The sequence below is a fragment of the Microcoleus sp. S13C4 genome (assembly GCF_036700865.1).
Lineage (GTDB): Bacteria > Cyanobacteriota > Cyanobacteriia > Cyanobacteriales > Microcoleaceae > Microcoleus.
Map to the genome: position 1 here is coordinate 38,676 of NZ_JAUBPS010000043.1, position 24,505 is coordinate 63,180.

General features: G+C 47.7%; 23 protein-coding genes. 15 read left to right on the forward strand and 8 right to left on the reverse strand.

The window, feature by feature from the left end; translation table 11 throughout:
- Positions 1-55: 55 nt before the first annotated feature.
- A complete protein-coding gene (locus QT996_RS18490; protein ID WP_333048201.1) occupies positions 56-280 on the reverse strand; it encodes a KTSC domain-containing protein in 225 nt (74 codons plus the stop codon).
- Positions 281-439: 159 nt separating this feature from the next.
- On the opposite strand from QT996_RS18490, the gene QT996_RS18495 reads away from it, so the two are divergent.
- The 9 genes from QT996_RS18495 (at position 440) to QT996_RS18535 (ending at position 11,649) form a co-directional block, all read left to right on the forward strand.
- Entirely contained in the window at positions 440-1,030 is a 591-nt protein-coding gene (locus QT996_RS18495) for a chromophore lyase CpcT/CpeT (protein WP_333048202.1), read from the forward strand.
- A 110-nt stretch (positions 1,031-1,140) separates the two neighbouring features.
- Positions 1,141-2,289, forward strand: a complete 1,149-nt coding sequence (locus tag QT996_RS18500; RefSeq protein WP_333048204.1) for an NAD-dependent epimerase/dehydratase family protein — start codon at positions 1,141-1,143, stop codon at positions 2,287-2,289.
- 493 nt (positions 2,290-2,782) lie between these two features.
- Positions 2,783-2,962 carry a hypothetical protein gene (locus tag QT996_RS18505; protein WP_333048206.1) on the forward strand — a complete coding sequence of 60 codons (180 nt, stop codon included), beginning with the start codon at positions 2,783-2,785 and terminating at the stop codon, positions 2,960-2,962.
- A gap of 13 nt (positions 2,963-2,975) precedes the next feature.
- Positions 2,976-4,109 carry a glycosyltransferase family 1 protein gene (locus QT996_RS18510; RefSeq protein ID WP_333048207.1) on the forward strand — a complete coding sequence of 378 codons (1,134 nt, stop codon included), beginning with the start codon at positions 2,976-2,978 and terminating at the stop codon, positions 4,107-4,109.
- 579 nt (positions 4,110-4,688) lie between these two features.
- Positions 4,689-7,349 carry a GAF domain-containing protein gene (locus tag QT996_RS18515; RefSeq protein ID WP_333048208.1) on the forward strand — a complete coding sequence of 887 codons (2,661 nt, stop codon included), beginning with the start codon at positions 4,689-4,691 and terminating at the stop codon, positions 7,347-7,349.
- Between the two features lie 147 nt (positions 7,350-7,496).
- A complete protein-coding gene (locus QT996_RS18520; RefSeq protein ID WP_333048209.1) occupies positions 7,497-8,639 on the forward strand; it encodes a hybrid sensor histidine kinase/response regulator in 1,143 nt (380 codons plus the stop codon).
- A 150-nt stretch (positions 8,640-8,789) separates the two neighbouring features.
- Positions 8,790-9,620 (forward strand): GUN4 domain-containing protein, encoded by an 831-nt coding sequence (locus QT996_RS18525; RefSeq protein WP_333048211.1) that lies wholly within the window; start codon positions 8,790-8,792, stop codon positions 9,618-9,620.
- 726 nt (positions 9,621-10,346) lie between these two features.
- Entirely contained in the window at positions 10,347-10,937 is a 591-nt protein-coding gene (locus QT996_RS18530) for a YdcF family protein (protein ID WP_333048212.1), read from the forward strand.
- A gap of 166 nt (positions 10,938-11,103) precedes the next feature.
- Positions 11,104-11,649: a GAF domain-containing protein gene (locus QT996_RS18535; protein ID WP_333048213.1), complete on the forward strand. Its 546-nt coding sequence runs from the start codon at positions 11,104-11,106 to the stop codon at positions 11,647-11,649.
- 266 nt (positions 11,650-11,915) lie between these two features.
- Here the strand turns inward: QT996_RS18535 and QT996_RS18540 are convergent, their stop codons facing one another.
- From QT996_RS18540 to plsX, 7 genes are all read right to left on the reverse strand, one after another.
- A complete protein-coding gene (locus QT996_RS18540) occupies positions 11,916-12,449 on the reverse strand; it encodes a hypothetical protein (RefSeq protein WP_333048214.1) in 534 nt (177 codons plus the stop codon).
- 154 nt (positions 12,450-12,603) lie between these two features.
- Positions 12,604-13,242: a lysophospholipid acyltransferase family protein gene (locus QT996_RS18545; RefSeq protein WP_333048215.1), complete on the reverse strand. Its 639-nt coding sequence runs from the start codon at positions 13,240-13,242 to the stop codon at positions 12,604-12,606.
- Between the two features lie 243 nt (positions 13,243-13,485).
- Positions 13,486-14,433: a phosphate ABC transporter substrate-binding protein gene (locus QT996_RS18550; RefSeq protein ID WP_333048216.1), complete on the reverse strand. Its 948-nt coding sequence runs from the start codon at positions 14,431-14,433 to the stop codon at positions 13,486-13,488.
- A gap of 10 nt (positions 14,434-14,443) precedes the next feature.
- Positions 14,444-15,157 carry a PspA/IM30 family protein gene (locus QT996_RS18555; protein ID WP_333048218.1) on the reverse strand — a complete coding sequence of 238 codons (714 nt, stop codon included), beginning with the start codon at positions 15,155-15,157 and terminating at the stop codon, positions 14,444-14,446.
- Between the two features lie 243 nt (positions 15,158-15,400).
- Positions 15,401-16,282, reverse strand: coding sequence for an ACP S-malonyltransferase (gene fabD / locus QT996_RS18560; RefSeq protein WP_190663634.1), 882 nt, complete (start codon positions 16,280-16,282; stop codon positions 15,401-15,403).
- 403 nt (positions 16,283-16,685) lie between these two features.
- Positions 16,686-17,687, reverse strand: coding sequence for a beta-ketoacyl-ACP synthase III (locus QT996_RS18565; RefSeq protein ID WP_333048220.1), 1,002 nt, complete (start codon positions 17,685-17,687; stop codon positions 16,686-16,688).
- Between the two features lie 165 nt (positions 17,688-17,852).
- A complete protein-coding gene (plsX, locus tag QT996_RS18570; RefSeq protein WP_333048229.1) occupies positions 17,853-18,902 on the reverse strand; it encodes a phosphate acyltransferase PlsX in 1,050 nt (349 codons plus the stop codon).
- A 214-nt stretch (positions 18,903-19,116) separates the two neighbouring features.
- On the opposite strand from plsX, the gene QT996_RS18575 reads away from it, so the two are divergent.
- From QT996_RS18575 to QT996_RS18600, 6 genes are all read left to right on the forward strand, one after another.
- Complete coding sequence (locus QT996_RS18575; RefSeq protein WP_333048222.1) at positions 19,117-20,451, forward strand: D-alanyl-D-alanine carboxypeptidase; 1,335 nt, start codon at positions 19,117-19,119, stop codon at positions 20,449-20,451.
- 81 nt (positions 20,452-20,532) lie between these two features.
- Positions 20,533-20,817 carry a 30S ribosomal protein S16 gene (gene rpsP / locus QT996_RS18580; RefSeq protein WP_333048223.1) on the forward strand — a complete coding sequence of 95 codons (285 nt, stop codon included), beginning with the start codon at positions 20,533-20,535 and terminating at the stop codon, positions 20,815-20,817.
- Positions 20,789-21,289: a KH domain-containing protein gene (locus QT996_RS18585; protein WP_333048224.1), complete on the forward strand. Its 501-nt coding sequence runs from the start codon at positions 20,789-20,791 to the stop codon at positions 21,287-21,289. Before rpsP ends, QT996_RS18585 begins: the two co-directional genes overlap by 29 nt.
- Positions 21,290-21,663: 374 nt before the next feature.
- Complete coding sequence (locus QT996_RS18590) at positions 21,664-22,617, forward strand: PhoH family protein (protein ID WP_333048225.1); 954 nt, start codon at positions 21,664-21,666, stop codon at positions 22,615-22,617.
- Positions 22,618-22,777: 160 nt separating this feature from the next.
- Positions 22,778-23,212: a ChuX/HutX family heme-like substrate-binding protein gene (locus tag QT996_RS18595; RefSeq protein ID WP_333048231.1), complete on the forward strand. Its 435-nt coding sequence runs from the start codon at positions 22,778-22,780 to the stop codon at positions 23,210-23,212.
- Positions 23,213-23,467: 255 nt separating this feature from the next.
- The gene (locus tag QT996_RS18600) at positions 23,468-24,268 is read left to right on the forward strand and encodes a DUF6816 family protein (protein ID WP_333048226.1); all 801 of its coding nucleotides are present in this window, start codon (positions 23,468-23,470) and stop codon (positions 24,266-24,268) included.
- Positions 24,269-24,505 lie beyond the last annotated feature (237 nt).

The following is a 24,505-nucleotide window of genomic DNA, read 5'->3' on the forward strand; positions in this document are numbered from 1 at the left end:
GAGGTTTATTCGCCTGCAAAATGAGAAGTATCGCAAGCAGATATTAATTCCGTACTTATCGTCGCCGTTTCTTTACTTGTTCATAGGGAAAACAATCAATAACGTCAGATAGCATATAACTACCTTTGGAATCAGATTCCATCAGTTCCAAGTAGACAGTCTTGGGGACTTCAAAGTATCGATAGGTTTTGCCACTATTGAAAATAACCTCAAGGTTAGACGTGGTTTCGTCATAACCTACAGCTTCGATCATGCTAGATTCGACTGCTTGTAATTTCATGATTTCCCGATAAGTAAGCCCACCTGGAAAAAACAGAATACCCAGATTCCCGACTGATTTAAGAAGTCAGGGATCTCAAGTGCGATCGCACCTGAATTTCCCCTAAAATAATTTCTACTCCCTCAATCCAAAATCTAAAATCCACAATCTAAAATCGAAATGACTCATTCCACCGATATCGTCACCCTCGCCCGCTGGATGGCAGCCGACTTCAGCAACCAAGCCCAAGCCTTTGAAAATCCGCCATTCTTCGCCCACATCCGCGTCTGCATGAGACCTTTGCCCGTAGAAGTTCTGGATGGGATCAGCTTGTACCTAGAACAAGCCTACGATATTGAACTGAATGTACCGTACCGAGTCCGAGTTTTGAAATTAGTCCCGGTGGGCGATCGAATCGACATCGAAAATTATGCCATAGAAAACGAAGAACAATTCTACGGCGCTGCCCGCGACCCGCAACGGCTGCAAGAAATCAAAAAAGCACAACTGACACTGCTTCCCGGCTGCACCTTTATTACGCAGTGGACGGGCAACAGCTTCAAAGGGTCTGTCGAACCCGGAAAAGGCTGCATGGTCGTCAGAAAGGGCAAAAAAACCTATCTAGACAGCGAATTCGAGATTGACCAAGACAAATTTATTAGCCACGATCGCGGACGTGACCCCGAAACCGATGCCCACGTCTGGGGAGCCCAGGCCGGCCCCTTTGAATTCACCCGCCGTGCCAGTTTCGCCGACGAAATTTCGGTTTAATCCAAAAAAACAGAGTCCCTCCTGGGCGAACACGCTTGATTAAAGGTTCAGAATGCACCATAACCTGATACATTAACCCAGTATTGGCAAGCAAGATTCACCGTTGATTTATGAAAGTCCTGGTTATTGGTGGCGATGGCTATTGCGGTTGGGCAACCGCACTCTACCTTTCTAACAAGGGTTACGAAGTTGGCATCCTCGACAGCTTCGTGCGGCGGCACTGGGATCTGGAACTGTGCAGCGACACCCTCACTCCCATCGCACCGATTCAGCAACGACTCCAGCGATGGCAAGATTTAACGGGCAAGTCGATCGACTTGTTCGTCGGTGACATCACCAACTACGATTTTCTCAGCAAAAGCATGAGAAAATTTGCACCAGAGGCGATCGTCCATTTCGGCGAACAGCGTTCGGCACCTTTCTCAATGATCGATCGCGAACACGCAGTCCTCACCCAAGTCAATAACGTCGTCGGGACACTCAACCTGCTGTACGCCATCCGCGAAGACTTCCCCGATTGTCACCTAGTGAAATTGGGGACAATGGGCGAATACGGCACGCCGAATATTGACATTGAAGAAGGCTACATTACGATCGAACACAACGGCCGCAAGGATACACTACCCTATCCCAAACAACCAGGCAGTTTCTACCACCTGTCAAAAGTCCACGACTCCCACAACATCCATTTTGCTTGCAAAATCTGGGGTTTAAGAGCCACCGACTTAAATCAGGGCGTAGTATACGGCGTGCTCACAGATGAAACCGGCATGGACGAACTGTTGATCAACCGTTTGGACTACGACGGAGTATTCGGTACGGCCTTGAACAGATTTTGCATCCAAGCTGCGATCGGTCATCCTCTGACAGTTTACGGCACAGGCGGACAAACCCGCAGCTTCTTGGACATTCGGGATACCGTGCGGTGCGTGGAATTAGCGATCGCCAACCCCGCCGAAGCCGGACAATTCCGCGTCTTCAACCAATTCACCGAACTATTCAGCGTCGGCGACTTAGCCTCCTTGGTGCAAAAAGCAGGCATGGCAATGGGATTAAAAGTAGAAATCAACAACATCGAAAATCCCAGAGTCGAGAAAGAAGAACATTATTTCAATGCCAAAAACACCAATTTGCTAGACCTCGGTTTGCAACCGCACTATCTCTCAGATTCCCTGCTCGATTCTCTGCTGAATTTTGCTACGAAATATCAGCATCGTGTCGATAAAAACCAGATTTTGCCGAAGGTTTCTTGGAAGTAAGTTCTGGTATCTATTTGCGGGTAAGAGATTTTTTAACGAACCGCGAAGGCGCGAAGGGCGCGAAGCAAGAGGAAAGAAGGGAAGAGAGGAGAAATGTTTGCAAGTTTAGAAGGGATTTCTTTGTAGATTAATTTTTTCATATCTATCTTTTTGATCTTTTGCTCTGTGTTCTCTGCGTCCTCTGCGCTTAGTTGCAAAATGGCATAAGGTTTTTAAGGCTGGCTTTTTGGGAATAAAACCGTGAAAAGTCACATTTTTGTTCTGTGGCTTTTGGTTGTTCGGCCGGGATTTTCAGCGAGTGCAGTTTGTGCTGATTATTTAATATCGGAATGGGCTGCATTAACGGCAAGTTATCACAATTAGCGCCGAGTTAGCGAAGGCTTATCAGCCACTTAAAAAGCAAGATAAATTGCCGGAACAGCACAGGAAATTCACAGAATTAATTGCTTGGCTGAAAGTGTGGGATGGCTTTGAGGTGGGATAATTATATCAATTGGCATTCAGGGAATTGGCATTTTATCCCAAAAACCTCTCGCTCGGAATTAGCGATAGTGCAACAGAAAGAAGAAGTGTAGAAAAGCAGCCGATCGCACGCAATGACTTAGCTCCCCGCGAGACAGTGTATCCTGTTACCGATGACCTTGGCCGCAGGGTAGGATTATCGGCTCCCTAAATAACTTATTTTTATGAAAATTGCTCTGTTCACTGAGACATTTCTGCCAAAAATAGATGGCATTGTGACGCGCCTGATTCACACTGTAGATCACTTGCAGCGATCGGGCGAACAAGTTCTGATATTTTCTCCAGATTACGGGATTAAAGAATACAAAGGCGCCCGAGTTTACGGTGTGGAGGGTTTGCCTTTGCCGATGTACCCGGAATTGAAAATGGCACTTCCTTCTCCGGCTGTCGGTCGCCAATTAGAGCAGTTTAAACCGGATATTATTCACGTTGTCAATCCCGCTATTTTGGGATTGGGCGGTATATATTACGGCAAAAAGTTCAACATTCCGATTTTGGCTTCTTACCACACGCATTTGCCCAAATACTTGCACCACTACGGTTTCGGAGTTCTCGAACCTTTATTGTGGGAATTGCTCAAGGGAGCTCACAACCAAGCAGAATTGAATCTGTGTACTTCTACAGCAATGGTGGAAGAACTCAGAAACCACGGGATCGATCGGGTAGATTTGTGGCAGCGGGGTGTAGATACTGAAATGTTTGTCCCGGAATTGGCAAGTCGAGAAATGCGATCGCGCCTTTCTGAAAATAACCCAGACAGTCCCCTGCTGCTGTACGTCGGTCGCCTGGGTGCAGAAAAAGAAATCGAACGCATCAAACCAGTCCTCGCAGCGATTCCCGACGCCCGCCTCGCCTTAGTGGGAGACGGCCCGCATCGGCAAACCCTTGAACAATATTTTGCCGGCACCCCCACTAATTTTGTCGGCTACCTCAAGGGGCAAGAACTCGCCAGAGCTTACGCATCGGCCGACGCCTTCATTTTTCCCTCCCGCACCGAAACCTTGGGCTTAGTGCTCCTAGAAGCAATGGCTGCGGGGACGCCCGTAGTGGCGGCGCGCAGCGGCGGAATTCCGGATATCGTCACCGACGGTGTTAACGGATATTTATTTGACCCCGCCGACGAAGAAGGAGCACTCGCTGCCACCAAGCGTCTGTTTGCGAATCCTGAAGAACGGGAAACCCTGCGCCATAACGCTCGCCGAGAAGCCGAACGCTGGGGTTGGGCCGCCGCCGCCGCACAACTCCAGCGGTACTATCAATCAGTGGTGTTTGCCCAGTCTGTGCCCAGAGCGGCCTAAATGTCAGGATCTGTAGCACCTTTAAACATCACCGCCAACTTAGCTTCGCTGTTCGATCGTCAGTTGGTACTGAGGAGGGATGTCCTCAAAGATTGATCAAACTTTTTTGCTGCATAAATTACCGTCGTTATCCTGCTGTTGCGTTTACCATTAAACTATGAGTAGCTCTGTAGGAATGCCTCGCGCGCTGCTTTCATAGCGCCCTTTACCTGACCGGATACGGTCGCCGAGTGCGCTAAAACAGTCACACCGCGCTGCCGCCGAGCACAGAGTGTCAAATCTACCTTGCACTCTTGATCGAACAAAAGTCTGGGAGCTAGTTTTCCGGCGGATACGGTTCCGAACTCAAGTTCAGCTTTAATTGACGAACCCTCATCAGTATCCAGGTTGTAAAAAAGATCGATCGAGCATACATAACAAGCAAACTGAAGTTGCGTGCGCCACTTTTGAACTCAGGATTCATCAAAACGGCAAGCGAGTGCCGACGCGCTTGCAAACAAATCCAAGAGTTTGCACCGCCGCCGAATCTAGCGCGGCTCAACCTGCCGTCAGTTTACCCCTCTGAGCAAGCAGTTAATCATGACATTCTCCAATACTGGTAGCGTTCTGGCTACACTGACTCAAGTCAATTTTATGGGGGCATTGACCTCCCGTGTTAAGAGCCTGCCAGTTCCTGAATTAGTCTGCCTGCTGGACTTTATCACGGCTGAATTTCAGCAATTTATCCGGGCGATGGACCTGATTAACAATGAAGCACTCGAAACTCTCTTAGAGCAACTGTTAGATGCCTTCACTGTTAAAATTGGTCAGATTCTGCAAGCAGACCGGACAACAATTTTTTTGGTTGACTCCAACAAAAATCAACTGTGGCACAAAATAGTCGATCCACTTACGGGCGAGGATGTAGAAGTACGCTTGCCGATGGATGCAGGCATTTTAGGCTACGTAGCAACAACCGGAAAATCGATCAATGTCACCGAAGCTCGATCGCACGAGCATTTTAATTCCGAAGTAGACGAACCACCGGGCTATCAGATCGAGACCATCCTCTGTATGCCGATTTTTAGCAGCAAGAGCCAACATGAACCCGTAGCGGTGGTCAGACTGTTAAATAAAGCTGGCAATGTCTCCTTTAGCGAGGAAGACGAACAGCAGTTCCAGGCTTTTGCAGATTCGATCGGGATTATTCTCGAAAGCTGTCAGTCTTTCTACGTCGTCGCCCGCAACCAGCGAGGGGTTGCCGCACTTTTGAGAGCCACCACGACTTTGGGTCAAAGTCTTGACTTGGAAACAACTTTGCGCTCTGTCATGGATCAAGCTCGCGACTTGATGCAAGCCGATCGCAGCACGCTATTTTTGTTAAATCGGGAGACTAACGAACTCTGGACAAAAGTCGCTAAGGCTGACGGCAAAACGATGATGGAAATCCGTATTCCTGCGAATAGGGGAATTGCTGGCTACGTGGCTTCGACTGGTCAACCTCTAAATATTACAGATGCTTACGACGATCCGCGCTTTGACCCCTCTACAGACCAGCAAACGGGATACCGCACTCGGACGGTCTTGTGTATGCCGGTGCATAACGCTAAAGGTGAGCTGATCGGGGTAACTCAGCTAATTAATAAGAACCAAGGTACTTTCACTCCTTCCGACGAAGAGTTTTTGCGAGCGTTTAATTCCCAAGCGGGAATGGCGTTGCAAAATTCTCAACTGTTTCAAAACGTGATGGTGGAAAAGCAGTATCAGAAAGATATGCTGCAAAGTCTTTCTGATGCAGTGATTTCCACGGATTTGAAGGGGCGAGTTGTGACGATCAACGAAGCAGCCCTAGAATTGTTGGGCTGTCCGGTAAATCAAGCTAAAAGCAAACAAAATCCCCAGATTTGGGAAGATAAACTTGTGAATCGCTATGTTTGGGAAGTTGTGCCGATCGACAATTTGCAATTTAGACTAGAAGACAGTCTCAAAAATGCTGCCAGACATTACGTTCCCGAACAAAGTTTAACTTTGGGATTGTTGGTGGAAAAAACGCTAAATTCCCAACAACAAAAAGAAGAAGAAGAAGAAGAAAGTTATATTTTGGCCGTGCCCGATCGCAATGACCCTAATTTATATTACGCTTGGGGCGAAAACAGCGCGTGGACTGAGGAAGTAGCGTTGGCAGAATTAGCTAATGCCCAATCTCTATTTTCGCTGCGGAATTCTGCCCTTTATCACCCTTATTGTCCACTGCCCATCCCCGCCTCTCGAATTAAACTAATTGAACGTAGTTTGAATTTGACTGTCAACCCGCTGATCAATCCAGAGGGCGGCGTGCGTGGCGGTTTAGTGGTACTCGAAGACATCAGCCGCGAAAAGCGGATGAAAAATACGATGTACCGCTACCTGACTCCTGGAGTCGTAGATAAAGTGATGGCCTTGGGTGAAGGCGCCATGATGGTGGGCGAACGCAAAGAAGTGACTATTTTATTTTCCGACATTCGCGGCTACACCACGCTGACCGAAAATCTGGGAGCGTCCCAGGTGGTATCCCTGCTAAACGAATATTTTGAGACGATGGTGGAGGCGGTTTTCCACCACGAAGGCACTTTAGACAAGTTTATCGGCGATGCTTTAATGGCGGTGTTCGGCGCGCCCCTGCCGCTGAATCCCCCGGAAAGTCACGGTTGGATGGCGGTTCAGTCGGCTTTAGATATGCGCCGGCGTTTGAAAGAGTTTAATTATTCTCGCCCCGGCGAAGTTCCGTTTCGCTTCGGAATTGGGATTAGTTCCGGAGAGGTGGTTTCGGGAAATATTGGTTCCCAAAAGCGGATGGATTACACGGTAATCGGGGATGCGGTGAACTTGAGTTCGCGATTGGAACAGCTTACAAAGGAGTACGGGTGCGATATAATTTTGAGCGAATTTACATACAGTTTGTGCAGCGAACGGATTTGGGTGCGAGAGTTGGACAAGGTGCGGGTTAAGGGCCAAAATCAGCCGGTGGGCATTTACGAGTTGTTGCAAAATAGTTCTGAACCCATCGACGGGGAAACCCTTCGGTTTATGGAACTTTACAGTAACGGTAGGGAGGCTTATATTGCTAGAAATTTTCAGAAAGCTATTAGTTATTTTGAAGCGGCTTTAGCAATGCGACCGAGCGATCGACCTGTGGAAGTTCACCTCGACCGATCCCTGAGCTATTTGGAAGTACCCCCGTCCGATGATTGGGACGGCGTGCATAGGATGACAACCAAGTAGTAGATTATATTACATCCGAGTGTTGAAAAGTAAAAAGATTGCATAAAGATTTGAAATCTTCCTTATGACAGAGTTAATAAGTGTAAAAATGTGAAAACATAAATCGGATGCGAGATTAAAGTTTAGTATTTGTTTGCAGTCACTTAAATGAATTATTTATCTGTTCCGAATGCCACAAAAGCCGATCGCATTCTGGTGGTAGACGACGCACCAGATAATGTTTTATTGGTACAGACAATCCTAGAAGAAGAAGGTTACGAAATTAGCACTGCAGAAAACGGCTTTTCTGCCTTGAGTCAAATTGACAAGTCAGCCCCGGATTTGGTACTGCTAGACGTGATGATGCCGGGAATGGACGGTTATGAAGTCACCAAGCGAATGCGACAAAATAAGGAATTGCCCTTTATCCCGATTTTGTTAATCACGGCTCACGACAGTGCGAGCGTAGTCCAGGGATTGGACATGGGAGCAGACGATTTCATCCGCAAACCAGTCGAAATGGACGAACTGCTGGCGAGGGTTCGATCGCTTTTGCGGCTAAAACACAGCGTAGACGAGCGCAATTCGATCGCCCTGCAGCGCGAAGATTTTGTCTCTCGACTCGCTCACGACTTGCGGACGCCCCTGGTAGCAGCCGATCGAATGCTAACTTTAATGCAGCAGGGAGCTTTGGGAGACATTTCGCTTCCCATGCGCGACGCTTTCGGGACGATGGTTCGCAGCAACAAAAACCTGATCGCGATGGTAAATATGCTGCTGGAAGTCTACCGCTATGAAGCAGGCCGCAAATCCCTAAGTTTCGCTCCCGTTGACTTGCGCCAGCTTATTACTGAGGTAGCTGAAGAACTCGCTCCCTTAGCCGATGCTAAAAGCTTGTCGGTAAATTTAGACTTGACCGAAAGTGCAGAAAGTGCACCGATTGCGAAGTATCCGGGCGATCGTCTGGAACTGCACCGCTTGATGACAAATTTAATCGGAAATGCGATTAAATTCACCGACAGCGGCTCAATAGATGTCAGCTTAAAAGCTGCGAATTCGCCTGCTTATACTAGCTTCAAAAACCAACCGCTGGCATGGGTAATCATAGAAATCAAAGACACCGGCGCCGGCATTTCTCCCACCGAAAAAGCAAAGTTATTTGAAAGGTTTGGCCCGGGAACTCACAAGAGATCCAGTACAGGTTTGGGATTACACCTCTGCCGCCAAATAGTCGAAGCTCACCGCGGCACGATCGAGGTAACATCAGACTTGGGCAAAGGCAGTTTGTTTACAATTCGCTTGCCTTGTTAGAGCGGTATAATTAACTCTAACTTTGGGGTACGAAAGGCGCACATTACTACAGATAAGTTGTAATTGTAGGGTGCGCCATAAGCACCTAATCGAATTATGGTTAATTTACCGGATGTCATATAATTACTTCGCAACGGAATTTATGGCAATATGTCTAACTGTCCAGTGTGCGGTGCTGAATACATAGAAGACAAAGCAGAGTTTTGCTCGATTTGCGGCTGGGATGTGACTCCCTACCCGCAACGTGCTAAGCCTTCCAAAACTTATTTAAAAAAAGAACGAGTTAGATTGCAGTGGGCAAAACAAATGTGGGAAGTGGCCCGCAATCAACAAGATTGGTCAGCAAAATTTGATGAGTTGCAGGGCGAAATGCAGCAAGGTGCGATCGCCCGCACGTACCTTCAATCTCAGTTAGAATGGGTTTTGTATCGCCTCGAACAACTAAACCCCGAATTGATTGTCAGCACTCTACTGCGACTGGAAGACAAAATCGGCGCCATACCTGACAAAACTCCGGCTGTCTCTGAAGTGGGGATGGACTACCGGCAACTGACAAAGCTATTAGAAACCGGAAAATGGCGCAAAGCTGACGAACACACTTGGGAAATCTTGCTGCAAATCGCTGTTAGGGAAGACGAAGGCTGGCTGAGTGCAGCCGATATTGACAGTTTTCCTCCTACAGACCTTCGCACGATCGACCAACTTTGGCAACAATACAGCAGCGGGCAGTTTGGGTTGAGCGTGCAGCAGCAGATTTGGGTAAGTACCGAGGCAAATTATACTGAATTTTGCGATCGAGTCGGCTGGCGAGTCAAGGAAAATTGGAAATATTACAGCGAGCTCTCGTTCAACGAAAATGCTCCCCCCGGACATCTCCCTGTCACCGCCTGGAGGCAGCGCGCCTGTTACGGTGCTGGTAAACTCACCGCGGCAGAAAACTTTGCCCGCATCGCTGCGAAACTGGCAACTGGCGATCGCTAATCATCCAAAATAAAAAATTCAAAATCGACATTAACTGCTATAATCAAAACGGTTTAGCAACTGGGGCTGTGGCTCAGATGGATAGAGCAAGCGCCTCCTGAAGAATCGGGCACCCTGCGAGGAAACTCTGGGAGTGAATGTGGTCAAATTTGGTGAAACCTAAAGAGTTCATGGGTTCCTATGACTCTAAGGCAATACCAAGCCAAGCCTGAGTTCAGGGCGATTAAAGAATTGCCTATATTGAAATCAGGAAGGTTTAGAGACTAGACGGTCACCACCTAAAGGCCGCAAGCCTATGGTGAAGGTATAGTCCAGAGAGTGGGGAAACTCACACAAATCTGAAGCGCTAGGCCGCCGGTTCGAACCCGGCCAGTCCCGTTAAAAATCAAGAAAAATTAAAAGCAGGAGGGGAAAGCTTAAGTTTTGCCCCTCTTTTTTGTATATCCGCTAACGAATTCGCCCACAGACGAATACTTGCTGGAAGACGAGGGCTTACGCAGAACCTCTCTCTCTAGAGTCCCTCTGAAATCTAAAATCTAAAATCTCCCGTTTAAGCCCCCAACATCAGCGTAGAGTCAATCTAAAATCTAAAATCTAAAATCTAAAATCCTATGATCCCCAGACCCTGTTTTAATTTTTAATTTTTAATTCCTGTTAGTGGGCTATACGTGCGGTATTTTTTGTTATGGTTCCTTTGTCAGTTACATAAAATTTTTATAGGTTTAGATGTGGTTAAGAATCCATTCAAACACTCAGCGTTACAAGCGTTTGAACACTTTACGCAGTTTTTGGTTCCTAGTAGGGCTTTTAATGGCGTGTTGGTTTGGCTATCAGCAGGTTAAGAGCGAATTTCAGAGACCCCAAGCTGTGTTAGTTCTAGGTGGGGCTACTGAGCGAGAGGTGTTTGCCGCCAAATTTGCTCGGGTTCATCCTGAATTGCCGATTTGGGTGTCCTCTGGGAGCAATCCCGAGTTCGCGGAATGGGTGTTTTCAGAAGCGGGAATTGAGTCCGATCGCCTGCACTTAGACTACAGAGCGGTGGATACGGTAACAAATTTTACCACGCTGGTAGATGAATTGAAAGCTCAAGGGATTGAGAGCGTGTATCTGATCACTTCTGACGATCATATGCGGCGAGCTCAGATTATCGGCGAAATCGTGCTCGGCAGTCGAGGCATTAGCTTTAAGCCTGTGGCAGTTCCGTCTGGTCGAACCCCCGAACCAATGGAAAAAGCTCTTCGCGACGGCGCTAGGGCTATTCTTTGGCTGACAACGGGTTATACGGGTGCTAACTTCACCCAAGCCAGAATTCAATAAACAAAGGGAAGGATTAAGCAAGTTTTAATTTTTTTTCCATTCCATCTGGTTTGAAAACTTGTCTCCTATAGCGATTTAACGAAGCGCGAAGACGCTGATGACAAATGCGTAAAAGAAGAGAAGGAGTAGTTTAAAATTAGTAGATGAACTTCAAAAGCTAAAGTTAATGACCGAGCAAATTCTGCCGCAAGTTCTAGAGCAAATTTTGAGTTATAGCAAAACGCCCGATGCTGTTTTTTCGGCTTTGGTGCCGGCTTTAGGCGAGGTGTTAAATTGCGATCGCGTCTTTCTCTACCTCCGCCATCCTGAAACCCAAATTGGCAGAGTACCTTACTGCTGGCGTCGCAACTCAAACTATCCAGAGGTTTGGGACGCGGAATGGAAAAAAGAACCTGAATCTTTAGGGGAAGAAGACCCTTTGTTTGCAGCAGCTTTGCGAACTAAACCGTCGATTTTTGTTGAGGATGTTGAAACAGCCAATCCTGAAGTGGTCAACAAAGATTTTGAGGCCAAAGAGTTCGGACATCGAGCTTTGATTCACGCTCACCTTTGTGATGACGGCTTATTGTGGGGGGTGTTGCAGCCTTGTATGTTCGATCGCCCCAGAGTTTGGACGGACTTCGATCGCCAAGTTATCGCAGCAGTTACAGAAAAAATTTCGCCCTTAGCTGTTGCTTATGTCACCGCCTCAGCACCAAAACATGAGCCATAAAAATCAATAATTGACTTGTAGGCAGGGGATGGGCAATAAAGGAATGTAAACTTAAGACTAAAACCACGTCTAGATCTGGGTTTTAGCCGAATCTCAATCCCCTTTCCGGCAGACGAAAGACCGTTTCCGGTTCCCCCCTTTTTAAATTAGGGGGGATAGATGCGCTAATTTTCACAGAAAAGTCGGGTACTAAATTTGAGCTGATTGTTCTCACCAATGGTGAGGTGTGCATCGCCCTAGGGATAGACTTGGTGCACAATTCTTGTTTAAAAAACGCCCCAATTTTGAATGCCCCGACTGCTGAAAATCCCTTGAGCCCGACTAATATCATTCTCAGCGCCATCTACTACCACCAAATAATCGCCGGCCTGCAGGCGATCGGTGTAAATTCTAGCTGTTTCTTCGGGAATTCCCAAGTCAGTCAAGGCTTTCACCACTCCACCGAAAGCCGCAGCCGCGACGCCAGTGCTTGCTACGCCAGCCACGAGTGAGGCGCCCAAAGTCCCCGCTGCAATCATCGGCCCGATTCCGGGAATAGCTAAACTTCCCAGACCCACTAGCACGGTGGCTAAAGCACTATTTGTCAGAGTGTCTGCTACCACTCCTGCTCCTGTGTCTAGATTTTTATCGCCTACCTGAGCGATCGTTTGAGTATCGCCTACAGACTCACCTGCATCCCTAGCAACAACCGAAACTTTATCCATTGGAAACCCGGAAGATTTCAATTCTGTCAGAGCTTGCTCAGCCTCTTCGCGGTTAGAAAACAATCCCAACGCGCGGGTTTGATTGCTTGTTACCATATCTTTCTTCTTATCTCCTGTCAAATTAAACTCAAATTCAAGCCTAATTATTGCGCTTGTCTTCAATCACTTATATTGATATTTTTCGGTGTTTATATTCAGCATTCATCTATCTGTAGATATAACCTGAAAAACAGCAACAAAAGTTATAAAATCAGCGACCCAAATCGTGCATGGCATTAATCTCGATCGCACATCTTTGAGTAAGCGCTTCCAACTCCTGGCGATCCGAAGAACCGGGCGCTTCAATTAGCTTGCCAATTCGCACGGTTAGGGGCACCGGACGCGGCACTGCCGAACCTTTCGACGCGATCGCGTGAGTTCCCCACAAACTAACAGGTAACAGCGGCGCTTTAGCCTTAGCAGCTATCAGCGCAGCACCTAATTTCGGTTCAGTAATTCTGCCGTCTGGCGTGCGAGTTCCCTGCAAAAATACACCCGTCGCCCAGCCATTTTCCAAAGAGTTGATAGCGGATCGAATTGCACTGCGATCGGCACTTTCCCGCTTCACTGGATAAGCACCGTAAAGCGTAATTGCCTGCTTCAAAATAGGAACTTTAAATAACTCTTCCTTTGCCATAAATGCCACCGGTCGCCTCATGCAATTCGACAAAATCGGCGGATCAAAATCGCTGGCGTGATTGCTGACTACCACCAGCGGCCCTTCTGTCGGAACATTTTCTGCACCGTAGATGCGGCCCCGAAAGTACAGGTGCAGCATCGGGCTGACAATTGACCATTTGAATAAATAGTAGAGAAGTAAACTTTCGACTGGTTCGCGACTTTTGCTCACAGAAAAACCTTAGATTTTAAATTACATCGAATATTAGCCTATCAGATCGAGTCCGTTTGAGATTATTCGGCGCTTGAAACCGCTTAAGAGTCAAACGAAGTCGGCCTGCGCGGACTGAAGAATATAGTCCGCGCAGGCCGACTTTGCTTGTGTAGCGCCAGAATTTATTCTGGCGGACTATTTGCTTGTGTAGCGCCAGAATTTATTCTGGCGAATTTCTGAATGTCAAAACTTTGCAAAGGCTCAATTTCCAGCCAGCATGGCTTTTTGTCCTTCCGAAGAAGTCGCATAGCCCAAGAAATCTTTAACTGCTTGGCTAGGAGGGTTTTTGTAGGCGTAGTACAACTGCCGCTTGTAAGGATAGTTACCAGCATCCGGCGTCGCACCGTTGACGGGAACAACGCGCACAGTTTTCTGATTGGCTACTTGAGCGAAAGTCGCATAGCCAATGCCGTTGTTGCCTAAAGCTTGCAGCAGGGGAGTTGTCGCATCTCGATCGAGCGTGGTAATATTTGCCGTCGTGCCAAACTCCCCACCTCCAAGCACTTGTTCTTTAAACGTTTGGTGAGTGCCACTAACTGCCGGTCTGTTAATTACTTTAATTTGGCCCGGCGGGCCGCCGACTTTCGACCAGTCTTGAGCATTTCCCTTGAAGATATCTTGAACTTGAACGGAGGTTAAACCTCCTTTGAAGGGGTTGTTAATGCCAACTACAAGGGCGATCGTATCTAGGGCAACGGGCACGGCTGCCAAACCCTGACCTTGTTCTTGAGCCGTCAAAGGTCGCGATACCGCTGCAATATCGGCTGTTCCCGCCACCAAATCTTGAATTCCCTTTGCAGAACCGTTCGCTTTGGTATCGACTGTCGTGCCGGAAAACTTGCCTTGAAAGCCGTTCTTGAGGTTCTGATTGATTGTCACCATGCTGGTAGAACCGTCAATTCTCACGGCCGTACCCGCAGGTACGGAAGCTGGAAGCGCAAAGGAAGTAGCTGCAACAGGGGAAGCACCGCCGACTACTGGCGCGACGGGAGGCAGATTGGCCCCACCACCGCCTGCGGGTATGGGAGTGGGGGGATGGTTACTAACATCTTGCGATGCTGGTTTGTTGAGAAAAAAGAACCAACCGCCACCGGCGAGCAACAGAAATAACAGAATAAAAACTATGGGGGGAGGCCCGCTCTTAGCCATAAAATTCTCCTTAGCTGGGAAGTTCTTTGTTGTTGGAGCCGTCTAACATTTGCAGCCTGCGATTAACTTCATCATCTAAGGTCATATTTTCTAATTCTGCCTGAAGTCTTTCTTGGGGGTTCTCAGAGAGTTCTGCTAAAGCTTGCTGTTCGAGGTTGCGGCCGTGGACGGCGTTTTTGGCTTGCTCAAATTGCGATCGAGCTGAATCGATACTGAGGTCGTTGTTGACTTGGGATATGGCTCGGAGGGCTTCGTTAATCTCGGCCATATCTTTCATATTTTGCATATCGGTTTTGTAGGCTTCCAGCTTCATCCGTTCTCGATTTAGCTTATCTTTGGAAGCGTTGACGTACTGTTCGGCTTGTTTTACTTGAGCTTCTAACTGCGGCAGAATTTGTTCTGTCTGAATTACTTTCGACATTGCCAAGCGGGCTGCTTCTTCGTTGCCGTTGCGCTGGGCTGTGATGGCTTGGCGCTCTACGGTTTGCATTTCCCTAACTTTTTCTTCATATTTAGTTTTGGCGCGCTGGTAGGCTGCAACTTGGGTGGAGACTGCTGCTGCTAGCTTTTGCACGGATTCTTGCATCGATCGCAGTGACTCTTCGGCTACCGCCACCGCCACCGGGCCGCCTGATTCTACGGGCAGTCCCCACATCCAATTCCAGGCACCAACTATGGTTCTGCCTGCCTTGTCGCCCATTAACCAGTAAAGGACTTTTTTCATATAAATACCAGATAAGCTTGGTTTTTACGCCTAGTTTACATCAGGATTTGTCGATCGCCCCGTCAGCTCGATCGATATCTACAATTTTAATAAATATTTTCTAACTGTCTGGATCGTCTATCCCCAATTAGCACCACAGGCAATATTCGGATTTTCCTGTGGTGCTATTTGTTTTTCGGCAATCTTCAGGCCTGTTAACTCTCAATTTTACCGCCTGGGATTTCATCACAGGTTAAAAATAGATTAAGCTGGCAAATCTGCAAAACTACTAACATTTACCAGCGCTAAATCCGGACAAGTCCGTTTGATCAAACCTGTGAGAACTTTACCGGGACCAATTTCCACTACGCGATCGATTCCTTGTTGTGGCAATTGCAGAGAAATTTCTCGCCAGCGCACGCCTTTGGTCATCTGCTGAGTCAACCGCTGCTTTAAAGTGGCTGCGCTGGTAGTGGCTGACGGTTCTGCGTTCGAGAGTACCAGCATTTTCGCATCGGAAAATCTTGCAGACTTTAAAGCTAGTTGAAACTCTGCCGCCACCCCAGCCATCAGGGGAGAGTGAAACGCACCGGAAACATTCAATTTAACCGCGCGTTTGACTTTGATTTTGGCCAGTAAATCTTCTACTGCTGCGGGCGTTCCAGAAATCACGACTTGTGCTTCGCTGTTGTCGTTTGCCAGCACTACGTCTCGGCTGTATTGAATTTGCAATTCTAGTTCCTGCCTGTCGAACCCGATCAAAGCCACCATTTGCCCGCCGGAGGCGGTGTCCATGAGTTCGGCGCGGCGTTTGACTAAGCGCAACCCGGTTTCAAAGTCAAAGACGCCTGCTGCGTAGAGGGCAACGTATTCTCCTAAACTGTGACCGGCCACTACCGCTGGTCGATCGCTTTTTTCTCGCATTAAGTCGGTCAAAATACTTTCTACTACGAACAAGCAAGGCTGAGTGTAGAGAGTCCGAGATAGTTTTGCTTCTTCTTTTTGGCAAACTTCCGCGACAGACCAACCTAAAATTTCTTTAGCGAGCTCAAATTTGGCTTTGGCTGTTGGCAAGTTTAATAAGTCTGCACCCATCCCGATCGCCTGGGAACCTTGTCCGGGAAATACCCATGCTGTTTTAGTCATTTTTCCGGTAATCTGCTAATTGGTGGTTGCTAATTGGTGATTGCAAAAATTCTTTCTTTCCCGCTTCTAAGTTCGCTCGCTGGTATCCGCTATCTTTCGGTTAACGAACTATCTACTCGCGACTCACAATTATAACATAATAATTGCAGTTTTTACGAAATTTATATTTTTTTTGCTACTTTAATTAAATTAATAGCAGTAACAAAATTTTCCACCTTCTAGCCGGCGAAAGTCGATCGAAGAATAGAGGATTTCCAATTCCAGACCCCGCTTGTCAAGAACTCCTGTCCTCCGGGTGCAGCCGTACACCTTACCCTGTGTGTGTATAGCGTGTTAAAGGATTTGTATTTATCAAGGGTCGAACTCCCGACAATCACCTGGGCAAGTTTACAGTCGGGAAATATCACCTTCCCCATTGAAAAATCGCAGCCCCCCAAGTCAAACCTGCACCGAAACCAGCAGCAGCAATAGTATCGCCCGCTTTAACTTTACCCTGACGTACGGCTTCGTCTAAGGCAAGGGGAATTGAAGCCGCTGAGGTATTGCCGTAATTCGCCAAATTGCTGATTACTTTTTCGGGGGGAATCTTTAGCCTTTGGGCCACTGCATCGAGAATCCGCTGATTGGCTTGGTGCAACAGCAGCCAGTCAATTTCAGCAGCGCTAATATTTGCCCGAAACATAGCTTTTTCTATGACTTCCGGCACTTTTTTCACTGCAAAGCGATAGATTTCTTGACCGTTCATTGTAATGGGATGAAATCCGCCAACTCCGATGTTGACGCCCTCAATTAATTCTTTTGGCTCGGCTTTATAAGGCAAATTGAGAGAGGAGTTTTGCGTGCCGTCGCTGCGAATTTCAAATCCCAAAAAGCGATCAACTTCTGAAGCTTGCAATACCACCGCACCTGCACCGTCTCCAAATAGAATGCAAGTACCGCGATCCGACCAATTCACCCAGCGAGACAAAATATCTGCTCCGATCAGCAAAACATTTTGATAAACCCCTGTCCGAATGAACTGCGAGGCTGTAACTAAACCAAAAACAAAGCCCGAACAAGCTGCTGTCAAATCAAAAGCCACAGCTTTTGTTGCGCCCAATTGATATTGAATTTTACTGGCAGTGCCAAACAAATCGTCGGGGCTTGAGGTCGCCAAAATAATCAAATCGATATCTGTAGGCGAAATCTGTGCCATTTCGATCGCCTTTTGAGATGCCTCTGTGGCTAAATCGCACAAAGAAGTGCGATCGTCCGCCAGCCTGCGGGAACGAATGCCCGTCCGCGCCCCAATCCACTCGTCAGAAGTTTCTACTATCTGACTCAAACCGTTATTATCCAGTGAAACCTGCGGTGTACAAGAACCGCTACCCGTGACGGCAATGCCGAACCCTGATTGCTGCAACATTCCTCTCCATTTACTCGCTGTTCGATCGAGAAATTAAAAATTAAAAACTACTAATTAAAATTATTTTTTAAACTGCTGAAATTACTTTTTTGTGAAGCAAAACCGCTTGTTTAAGCTGATATTTTTAATTTGACATTTTTAATTTTTAATTCCTACTTACTGCCTCTAATTCACAGCTTCTTGTTCCAGAGCGCTTTGCTGATTGGACGAGCGAATTCGCTCCAGCACTTGGTTGTCAATAGCCTCCTTCGCCAAACGAATGGCATTAAAAATCGAGCCAGCTTGAGACGAACCGTGGCTGATAATGCAAACTCCAGCAACGCCCAATAGCAAACCGCCGCCGTGTTCAACGTGGTCTACCCGCTGCTTAAATCCTTGCAAGCTTTTTTGCAGCAGAGGATCGTTAATTTGATGTTGGAGTCCTTTGACTAATTCTTCCTTAAGAACTTGCACCACGACTTCGCCCACCGCTTCGGCAAACTTCAACAACACGTTGCCAACAAACCCGTCGCAGACAATCACGTCGAATTTCCCCGACAGCACGTCGCGGCCTTCGGCATTGCCCACAAAAGGAATGTTCGGGTTGTCTACCAATAACTGGTGAGTCCGCACTGCCGCGTCGTTGCCTTTAGAAGGTTCTTCGCCAATGTTGAGCAGGCCGATTTTAGGTTCGGCGACGCCCAGCACGCACTGGCTGTAAATAGTTCCCATAAGAGCGAACTGCTCCAAAAATTTGGGGCGGCAGTCCACGTTAGCGCCGACATCGAGAATGAGTACAGAGGTGCCCGCTACCATTGTCGGCAAAACCGCACCGATCGCAGGGCGATCGATTCCGGGGAGCCTGCCCAACCTGAGCAGGGCAGCAGCCATTGCCGCGCCGGAGTGACCGGCGGACACCACAGCATCAGCTTGCTGCTGCTTTACCAAGTTCATCGCTACGTTAATCGAAGCGTTGGGCTTGCGTTTGAGGGCACTCAAAGGTTCTTCGTGCATTTCCACCGCTCCTTCAGAAGGAACGATTTCTAGCTGACCTGTAGAGACGCGGCCGATCGCGTCTTGTTGCCGGAGCGAGTCTTCTATTTGCTGCGGGTCGCCCACGAGCAAAATCTCTACGCCTAATTCTTCTTGTGCCTTAAGCGCTCCAGCTACAACTTCGGCGGGGGCATGATCCCCACCCATAGCGTCTATTGCAATTCTTGCGCGTGTCGATCCCATTGACCAATGTTTGAGAAACACTAAAAATTCTACCAGGAAGTCAGGAGCGTGAATCCAGAAGTCTGAAGAAAGAACTAAAATCCGCTCGCAACGGCGATCGGACAATTCTCATTTCCGACTACTCTGATAGAGCTTGTTTTGTCACTACTTTACTATTTTTGCCTGCAACTTGAAAAAATCAATGCAATAGTTTACATGACTTTAGGAGTAAAAAATGCTGGATTTATTTAGCTCAGGGATGATGTCTCTGTGGCTGGACATGGCTGGGGTAGGCACTGTCGCGCCTAATGCTGCGTCAGTGCTGGCTTGGCGGGGAGGGATACCCGGGTTAGTGGTGGCCGAAGATTTGGCTTTTGGGCGAATAAATGCGGCAAATCCAGACTTGCCTGCAGAAGCGACGGTGCGGGAATATTTAAAAGAGTTGAAAGACAAGAAGCTGATTGACGGCAATCAGGGAATTTGGGTGCAAGCAGGAATGGTGCCGCTGGTAAGTCAGCAGGGGACAATGCTGATGCCTGGGGCTTCGCTGACTAAGATTGCAACTTCTCTGGCGTCGCTGGAGACTTGGGGCGCGGATTATCAGTTTGAAACGCGGTTCCTAGCAACGGGGCCAATTAGCAATGGTGTATTGCAGGGAGATTTGGTGGTCAGCGGTGGGGGCGATCCGCTGTTTGTGTGGGAGGAGGCGATCGCCGTTGGCAATGCTCTCAATCAAATGGGTATCGAGCGCGTGGCGGGAAATTTGGTGGTGACAGGCAATTTTCGCATGAATTACGAGTCCGATCCTTTGGCCGCGGGGGAGATACTGCGGCAAGCTCTTGAGGGTAGCAATTGGCCTGCGGACGTGGTGGCAATGTATTCTAAGATGGCTCCAGGAACTAGAAAGCCGCAAGTAACGGTGGCCGGCAGCGTCATTGCTGAGAAATTTGTGAGTTCGGGGCATTTGCTGCTGAAACGCCGATCGCTCCCTTTAGCCGAAATTCTCAAGCAGATGAACGTCCACAGCGATAATGAAATGGCTCAGATGCTGGCCGACGATTTGGGCGGGGCAAAAATAGTCCAGCAGCAAGCGACTTGGGCTGCGGGGGTGCCGGAGGAAGAACTTCAATTAGTTAACGGTTCGGGATTGGGAGTGGAAAATCGGATGTCTCCGAGGGCGGCTTGTGGGATGATGCAGGCGATCGCGCGCAACCTTCAGACTACTGGGCTGACGATTGCTGACTTGTTTCCGGTGTCCGGGCGGGATAAAGGCACGGTGGAACATCGGCACATTCCGCGATCGGCTGTAGTGAAAACAGGTAGTTTGGACACGGTGATTGCTTTGGCTGGAGCCATACCCACGCGCGATCGAGGTTTAGTTTGGTTTGCAATTATTAATCGCGGTACCGATTGGGACTCTTTGAGAGCGCAGCAGGATATATTTTTGCAAAAATTGGTGCAGCAGTGGGGAACAGCATCGATTTTGCCACTAGCAATTACACCGCACATTGACGGCGCCAGACCAGCCTTGGGGGCCGCAAATCGTAGTGATATTTTGGTGGGAGGTTAAGAAATAGGGGTTGAGTTGGAGTTCGGGGAAGGAGCGCTGACAAAATAGCTTAGAATTGGAACAAGACTATTGTGCAAGAAGATGATCAAACTGCGATTGAAGAGATACGGGAAAAAACGCGAGACAAGCTACCGGATTGTAGCGATGAACAGTTCTACTCGCCGCGACGGCCGTCCCCTAGAAGAGCTCGGCTATTACAACCCCAGAAATAACGAAACCAGGCTGGATGTTCCAGCGATTGTCAAGCGCCTACAAGACGGCGCTCAGCCAACTGACACTGTGCGTGACATCCTGAGAAAAGCCCATGTATTTGAACAAGTCGGAGCCGGAGCCAACGTTGAATCCAGCACAACAGCAGTCAGCTAGTCCCAACTACGCTGGACTGGTTAAATTTTTAATTGGGCCGTTTTTAGAGACCCCCGGATCTTTGCGGGTTGATTGCGAACTGCACCCGCGCCAATCGCGGGTCTGGGTTCGTCTCGCTTTTGAAGATCCGGACAAAGGGCGAGTTTACGGTAGGGGCGGACGCAATATTCAGGCCATTAGAACTACCCTTGAAGCGGTGGCGCAGACGGCGGGTCAGTCACTCTACTTAGATATATACGATGGCGAAGCGGGCGATCGTGGATCTGGCCCGCCCAGGGGCGATCGCCCGGATCGCCCGGATCGCCCGGATCGCGACCGCCCAGATCGTGGCTCGCGGGAGCCGCGAGGCGATTTCCGACCCCGGACGCCACCTCCGTCGCCGAGTCCCTTAGCTAGCAGAACTCCGAGAGAACAACCTCGCCGTACTAACACACCTACGTTTAGAACGAGCAGAAATACTCCCGGTTATTAACTAACTGCATAGCCCAGAAAGAATTTTAGATTTTAGATTGCCTGTTGTAAACTTTGTATTACAAGCCCCGTTAGGGTTGAAATTGCCGGTTTTGCGATCGGAAACAAATGTAAAATTTGAAATTTCAAATGTCAGCGGGATCGGGTTAATCTAAGATCTAAAATTTCAAATCTAAAATCTAAAATTGCCTGACTTACTAGAAGGGAGATTTGATTTGTGCCTCAAGCACCAAACTTATTGGGGAGCTAAATCTAAAAGACGCCTTAGATACTAGGTAAAACCTAGTAACGGGCGTCTTTTTGTTCGCAAGTAGTGAGTCGTTTAACACTTAGTTGTTAACTTTTAATTGCTTATTTGGAGGAGCTTATGTTGGCATGAATGAAAAACTAACAATAGAGTTACCGAGCACTCAAAGCGCAATGTCGCTGGCCGGTAATCAAGAAGAAAACCTGAAAATGATCTCTAAGCAAACCGGGGCTAACCTGGTAATGCGAGGCCAAGAACTGCTGATTTCAGGCACAAAAAGTCAAGTAGAATTGTGTAATAAATTAGTGCGATCGCTCTCCGACTATTGGAAATCCGGCAAAACCATCACCGGAGTTGAAATCCAGACGGCGCGCTACGCATTGGATACCAACCGCCAAGAAGATTTGCAAGACTTGCAGCGAGACGTACTCGCCAAAACGCGCCGCGGCGAAGAAATTAGAGCCAAAACCTTCAAGCAGCGACAGTACGTCCAAGCAGTACGCACTCACGACTTAACATTTTGCATCGGCCCCGCCGGTACAGGCAAAACATTTCTAGCAGCTATTTTCGCCGTGCAAGCGCTGTTAAGCAAACAGTACGAAAAGCTAATTTTAACCAGGCCCGCCGTAGAAGCTGGGGAAAAATTAGGATTTTTGCCAGGAGATTTGCAGCAAAAAGTCGATCCCTATTTACGCCCGCTTTACGACGCCCTCCAAGAAATAATCGACCCCGAAAAAATGGCCGATTTAATGGAAAGAGGCTTGATCGAAGTAGCTCCTTTAGCTTATATGCGGGGGCGCACTCTCAGCAATGCTTTCGTAATTTTGGACGAAGCTCAAAATACAACTCCTGCTCAGATGAAAATGGTGTTGACTCGTCTGGGCTTTCGCTCGAAAATGGTAGTAACGGGCGATATCACTCAAACAGATTTGCCACCAAACCAACAGTCGGGATTGTCAGTTGCCCAAAAAATTCTGGGCAACGTTGAGGGCATTGCCTTCTGCGAATTCAATCAGTCGGATGTTGTGAGACACCCGCTAGTGCAGCGGATTGTCGCTGCTTATGAACTGCACGAAACATGAAGGAATAAAGAATAAGGAATAAGGAAGGCTTTAGTTATCTACGAGAGAAGGAAAGCTTTAGTTATCTACGAGAGAAGGGAGAAGGAAGAATTATCCTTTTTTCCCTAATTCCTTTTCCTAATTCCAAACTACCCTTTTCTTCTTATCGATTTAATCCCAAATCCACAATCCACAATCCACAATTGATATGACTCCGACTCTGAAAGAATTCTTGGAAGCTTGCGAACAATTGGGAACGCTGCGTTTAATCGTGACTAGCAGCGCGGCTGTGCTGGAAGTTCGCGGTTCAATTCATAAACTGTTTTATGCGGAGTTGCCGAAGGGAAAGTATGCCAATATGCACGCCGAAATATTTGAGTTTCACCTAAATATGGACAAAATAAAACAGGTAAAGTTTGAAACGGGTGAGGCGAAAAGAGGCAATTTCACTACTTATGCAATCCGTTTTCTGGACGAACAAAATGAGGCTGCTTTGAGCGCGTTTTTGCAGTGGGGAAAACCGGGGGAATACGAACCGGGACAGGTAGAAAATTGGCACGAATTGAAGGAAAAATACGGGGAAGTTTGGGAACCTGCACCTGTTGAGGCGCTTTAAAACATAGGCTTTTTTACCTTGAAATTGCATATTGGGGGCGGGATATCTTGCCCAACCCCTACTCCCCACAAGCATAAAATTGATTTTAGTCTAACAGGTAGGATGCCTGTTTCTGAGAATGGTATAAAATATGATGTTTAACTGATTTGTTGTCTAATTTCTGAATTAATGAACCGCAGAGGGCGCAGAGAACACAGAGAAGAGATAAAGAAGAGAAAGAAAGACAGAATGTTAGTTGTTTGAATGTAATTGGGTATGAAGGTATTTTGGAGTTTTTGTTTGGTTTTGCTGGTGTTGCTGTGGGGTGGCGGTGCGAGGGCGGGGGTTTTGGGCGATCGCCTATCAAGTTTTCCCAATTGGGAAAGCAAGCCTCCTATCGCTGTAGCTAAGGGAGATTTGGTATATCCCGACTGGATGGCGGGGAATTGGAATGTTGCTAGCACTTTGGTAGATTTAGCCGCTCCTTTAGCGCCAAATATTGTGACTCCTGGGTTTGAAAGCAACCGCCAGTATTTGCAGCAGCCAGTATTATTTAAAGTGCGATTTCAACCAGAAAAAAATATTGGTTTTAGTTATAATTATACATCTAAAAAAGCTAAAAAGATTGTAGCCGATCGCACTTTTAACGGTTTGAATATTGCCAAGGCTTATTTAGGCGATCGTGGCGTACTTTCGGTGAAAGTCGATCCGACCAATCCCAACCGCCAAATTACTGTTTTGAAAGGGGAACGCCAACTAATTTCGATTGTTACTGTTACCAGTCGGGGGACTGAGACGCCGAATCCTCGCGAGTTTGTGTCTACAGAGATTTCTCAGCAGGTGTTTCGGGGAGAGTCTGATATTTATTTAAACGAGGTGGAAACAACAACCGCTTATCGAGTTGTTGGAGGCGGGGAAAATGGCAATTCTGCGAGTAAAAGAATTGAGGCGGATCAGGTGACAGCGATTTATTTGTCGCCGCAAGACCCCGATTATTTTGCTGCTTGGGGGCATCCTGTGGCTTTGTACCGCTATCGGTTGGAGTTGTTACCGAGAGAATCAGCTAATTTATTGTGAATTATGGCAACTCTAGCGGGGCGAAGGGCATGGGAACGAATAATACAAGCTATCTCAACTGGCATTAATCCAAAAGCCAGCGACTTTCAAATGTGGGCTGAGTCACAACAGGGCTGGCATCCTACTCAAACACCTAATGGCCCGTTAAAATATATTGATAAAAACTGAGATCTTGCACCATTCTCAATTAGCCCTTGCATTTTGTGCCAAAATGTGAAAAAAAGGACGTATAAACAA

What these genes read in the sequence shown, in the direction of transcription:
- plsX (WP_333048229.1), bottom strand. Translation starts at nt 18,902, where the DNA reads ATGGGATCGACACGCGCAAGAATTGCAATAGACGCTATGGGTGGGGAT.
- QT996_RS18550 (WP_333048216.1), bottom strand. Translation starts at nt 14,433, where the DNA reads ATGGCTAAGAGCGGGCCTCCCCCCATAGTTTTTATTCTGTTATTTCTG.
- QT996_RS18490 (WP_333048201.1), bottom strand. Translation starts at nt 280, where the DNA reads ATGAAATTACAAGCAGTCGAATCTAGCATGATCGAAGCTGTAGGTTAT.
- QT996_RS18565 (WP_333048220.1), bottom strand. Translation starts at nt 17,687, where the DNA reads ATGTTGCAGCAATCAGGGTTCGGCATTGCCGTCACGGGTAGCGGTTCT.
- QT996_RS18525 (WP_333048211.1), top strand. Translation starts at nt 8,790, where the DNA reads ATGTCTAACTGTCCAGTGTGCGGTGCTGAATACATAGAAGACAAAGCA.
- QT996_RS18515 (WP_333048208.1), top strand. Translation starts at nt 4,689, where the DNA reads ATGACATTCTCCAATACTGGTAGCGTTCTGGCTACACTGACTCAAGTC.
- QT996_RS18575 (WP_333048222.1), top strand. Translation starts at nt 19,117, where the DNA reads ATGCTGGATTTATTTAGCTCAGGGATGATGTCTCTGTGGCTGGACATG.
- fabD (WP_190663634.1), bottom strand. Translation starts at nt 16,282, where the DNA reads ATGACTAAAACAGCATGGGTATTTCCCGGACAAGGTTCCCAGGCGATC.
- QT996_RS18500 (WP_333048204.1), top strand. Translation starts at nt 1,141, where the DNA reads ATGAAAGTCCTGGTTATTGGTGGCGATGGCTATTGCGGTTGGGCAACC.
- QT996_RS18495 (WP_333048202.1), top strand. Translation starts at nt 440, where the DNA reads ATGACTCATTCCACCGATATCGTCACCCTCGCCCGCTGGATGGCAGCC.
- QT996_RS18510 (WP_333048207.1), top strand. Translation starts at nt 2,976, where the DNA reads ATGAAAATTGCTCTGTTCACTGAGACATTTCTGCCAAAAATAGATGGC.
- rpsP (WP_333048223.1), top strand. Translation starts at nt 20,533, where the DNA reads ATGATCAAACTGCGATTGAAGAGATACGGGAAAAAACGCGAGACAAGC.
- QT996_RS18600 (WP_333048226.1), top strand. Translation starts at nt 23,468, where the DNA reads ATGAAGGTATTTTGGAGTTTTTGTTTGGTTTTGCTGGTGTTGCTGTGG.
- QT996_RS18520 (WP_333048209.1), top strand. Translation starts at nt 7,497, where the DNA reads ATGAATTATTTATCTGTTCCGAATGCCACAAAAGCCGATCGCATTCTG.
- QT996_RS18540 (WP_333048214.1), bottom strand. Translation starts at nt 12,449, where the DNA reads ATGGTAACAAGCAATCAAACCCGCGCGTTGGGATTGTTTTCTAACCGC.
- QT996_RS18535 (WP_333048213.1), top strand. Translation starts at nt 11,104, where the DNA reads ATGACCGAGCAAATTCTGCCGCAAGTTCTAGAGCAAATTTTGAGTTAT.
- QT996_RS18590 (WP_333048225.1), top strand. Translation starts at nt 21,664, where the DNA reads ATGAATGAAAAACTAACAATAGAGTTACCGAGCACTCAAAGCGCAATG.
- QT996_RS18555 (WP_333048218.1), bottom strand. Translation starts at nt 15,157, where the DNA reads ATGAAAAAAGTCCTTTACTGGTTAATGGGCGACAAGGCAGGCAGAACC.
- QT996_RS18530 (WP_333048212.1), top strand. Translation starts at nt 10,347, where the DNA reads ATGTGGTTAAGAATCCATTCAAACACTCAGCGTTACAAGCGTTTGAAC.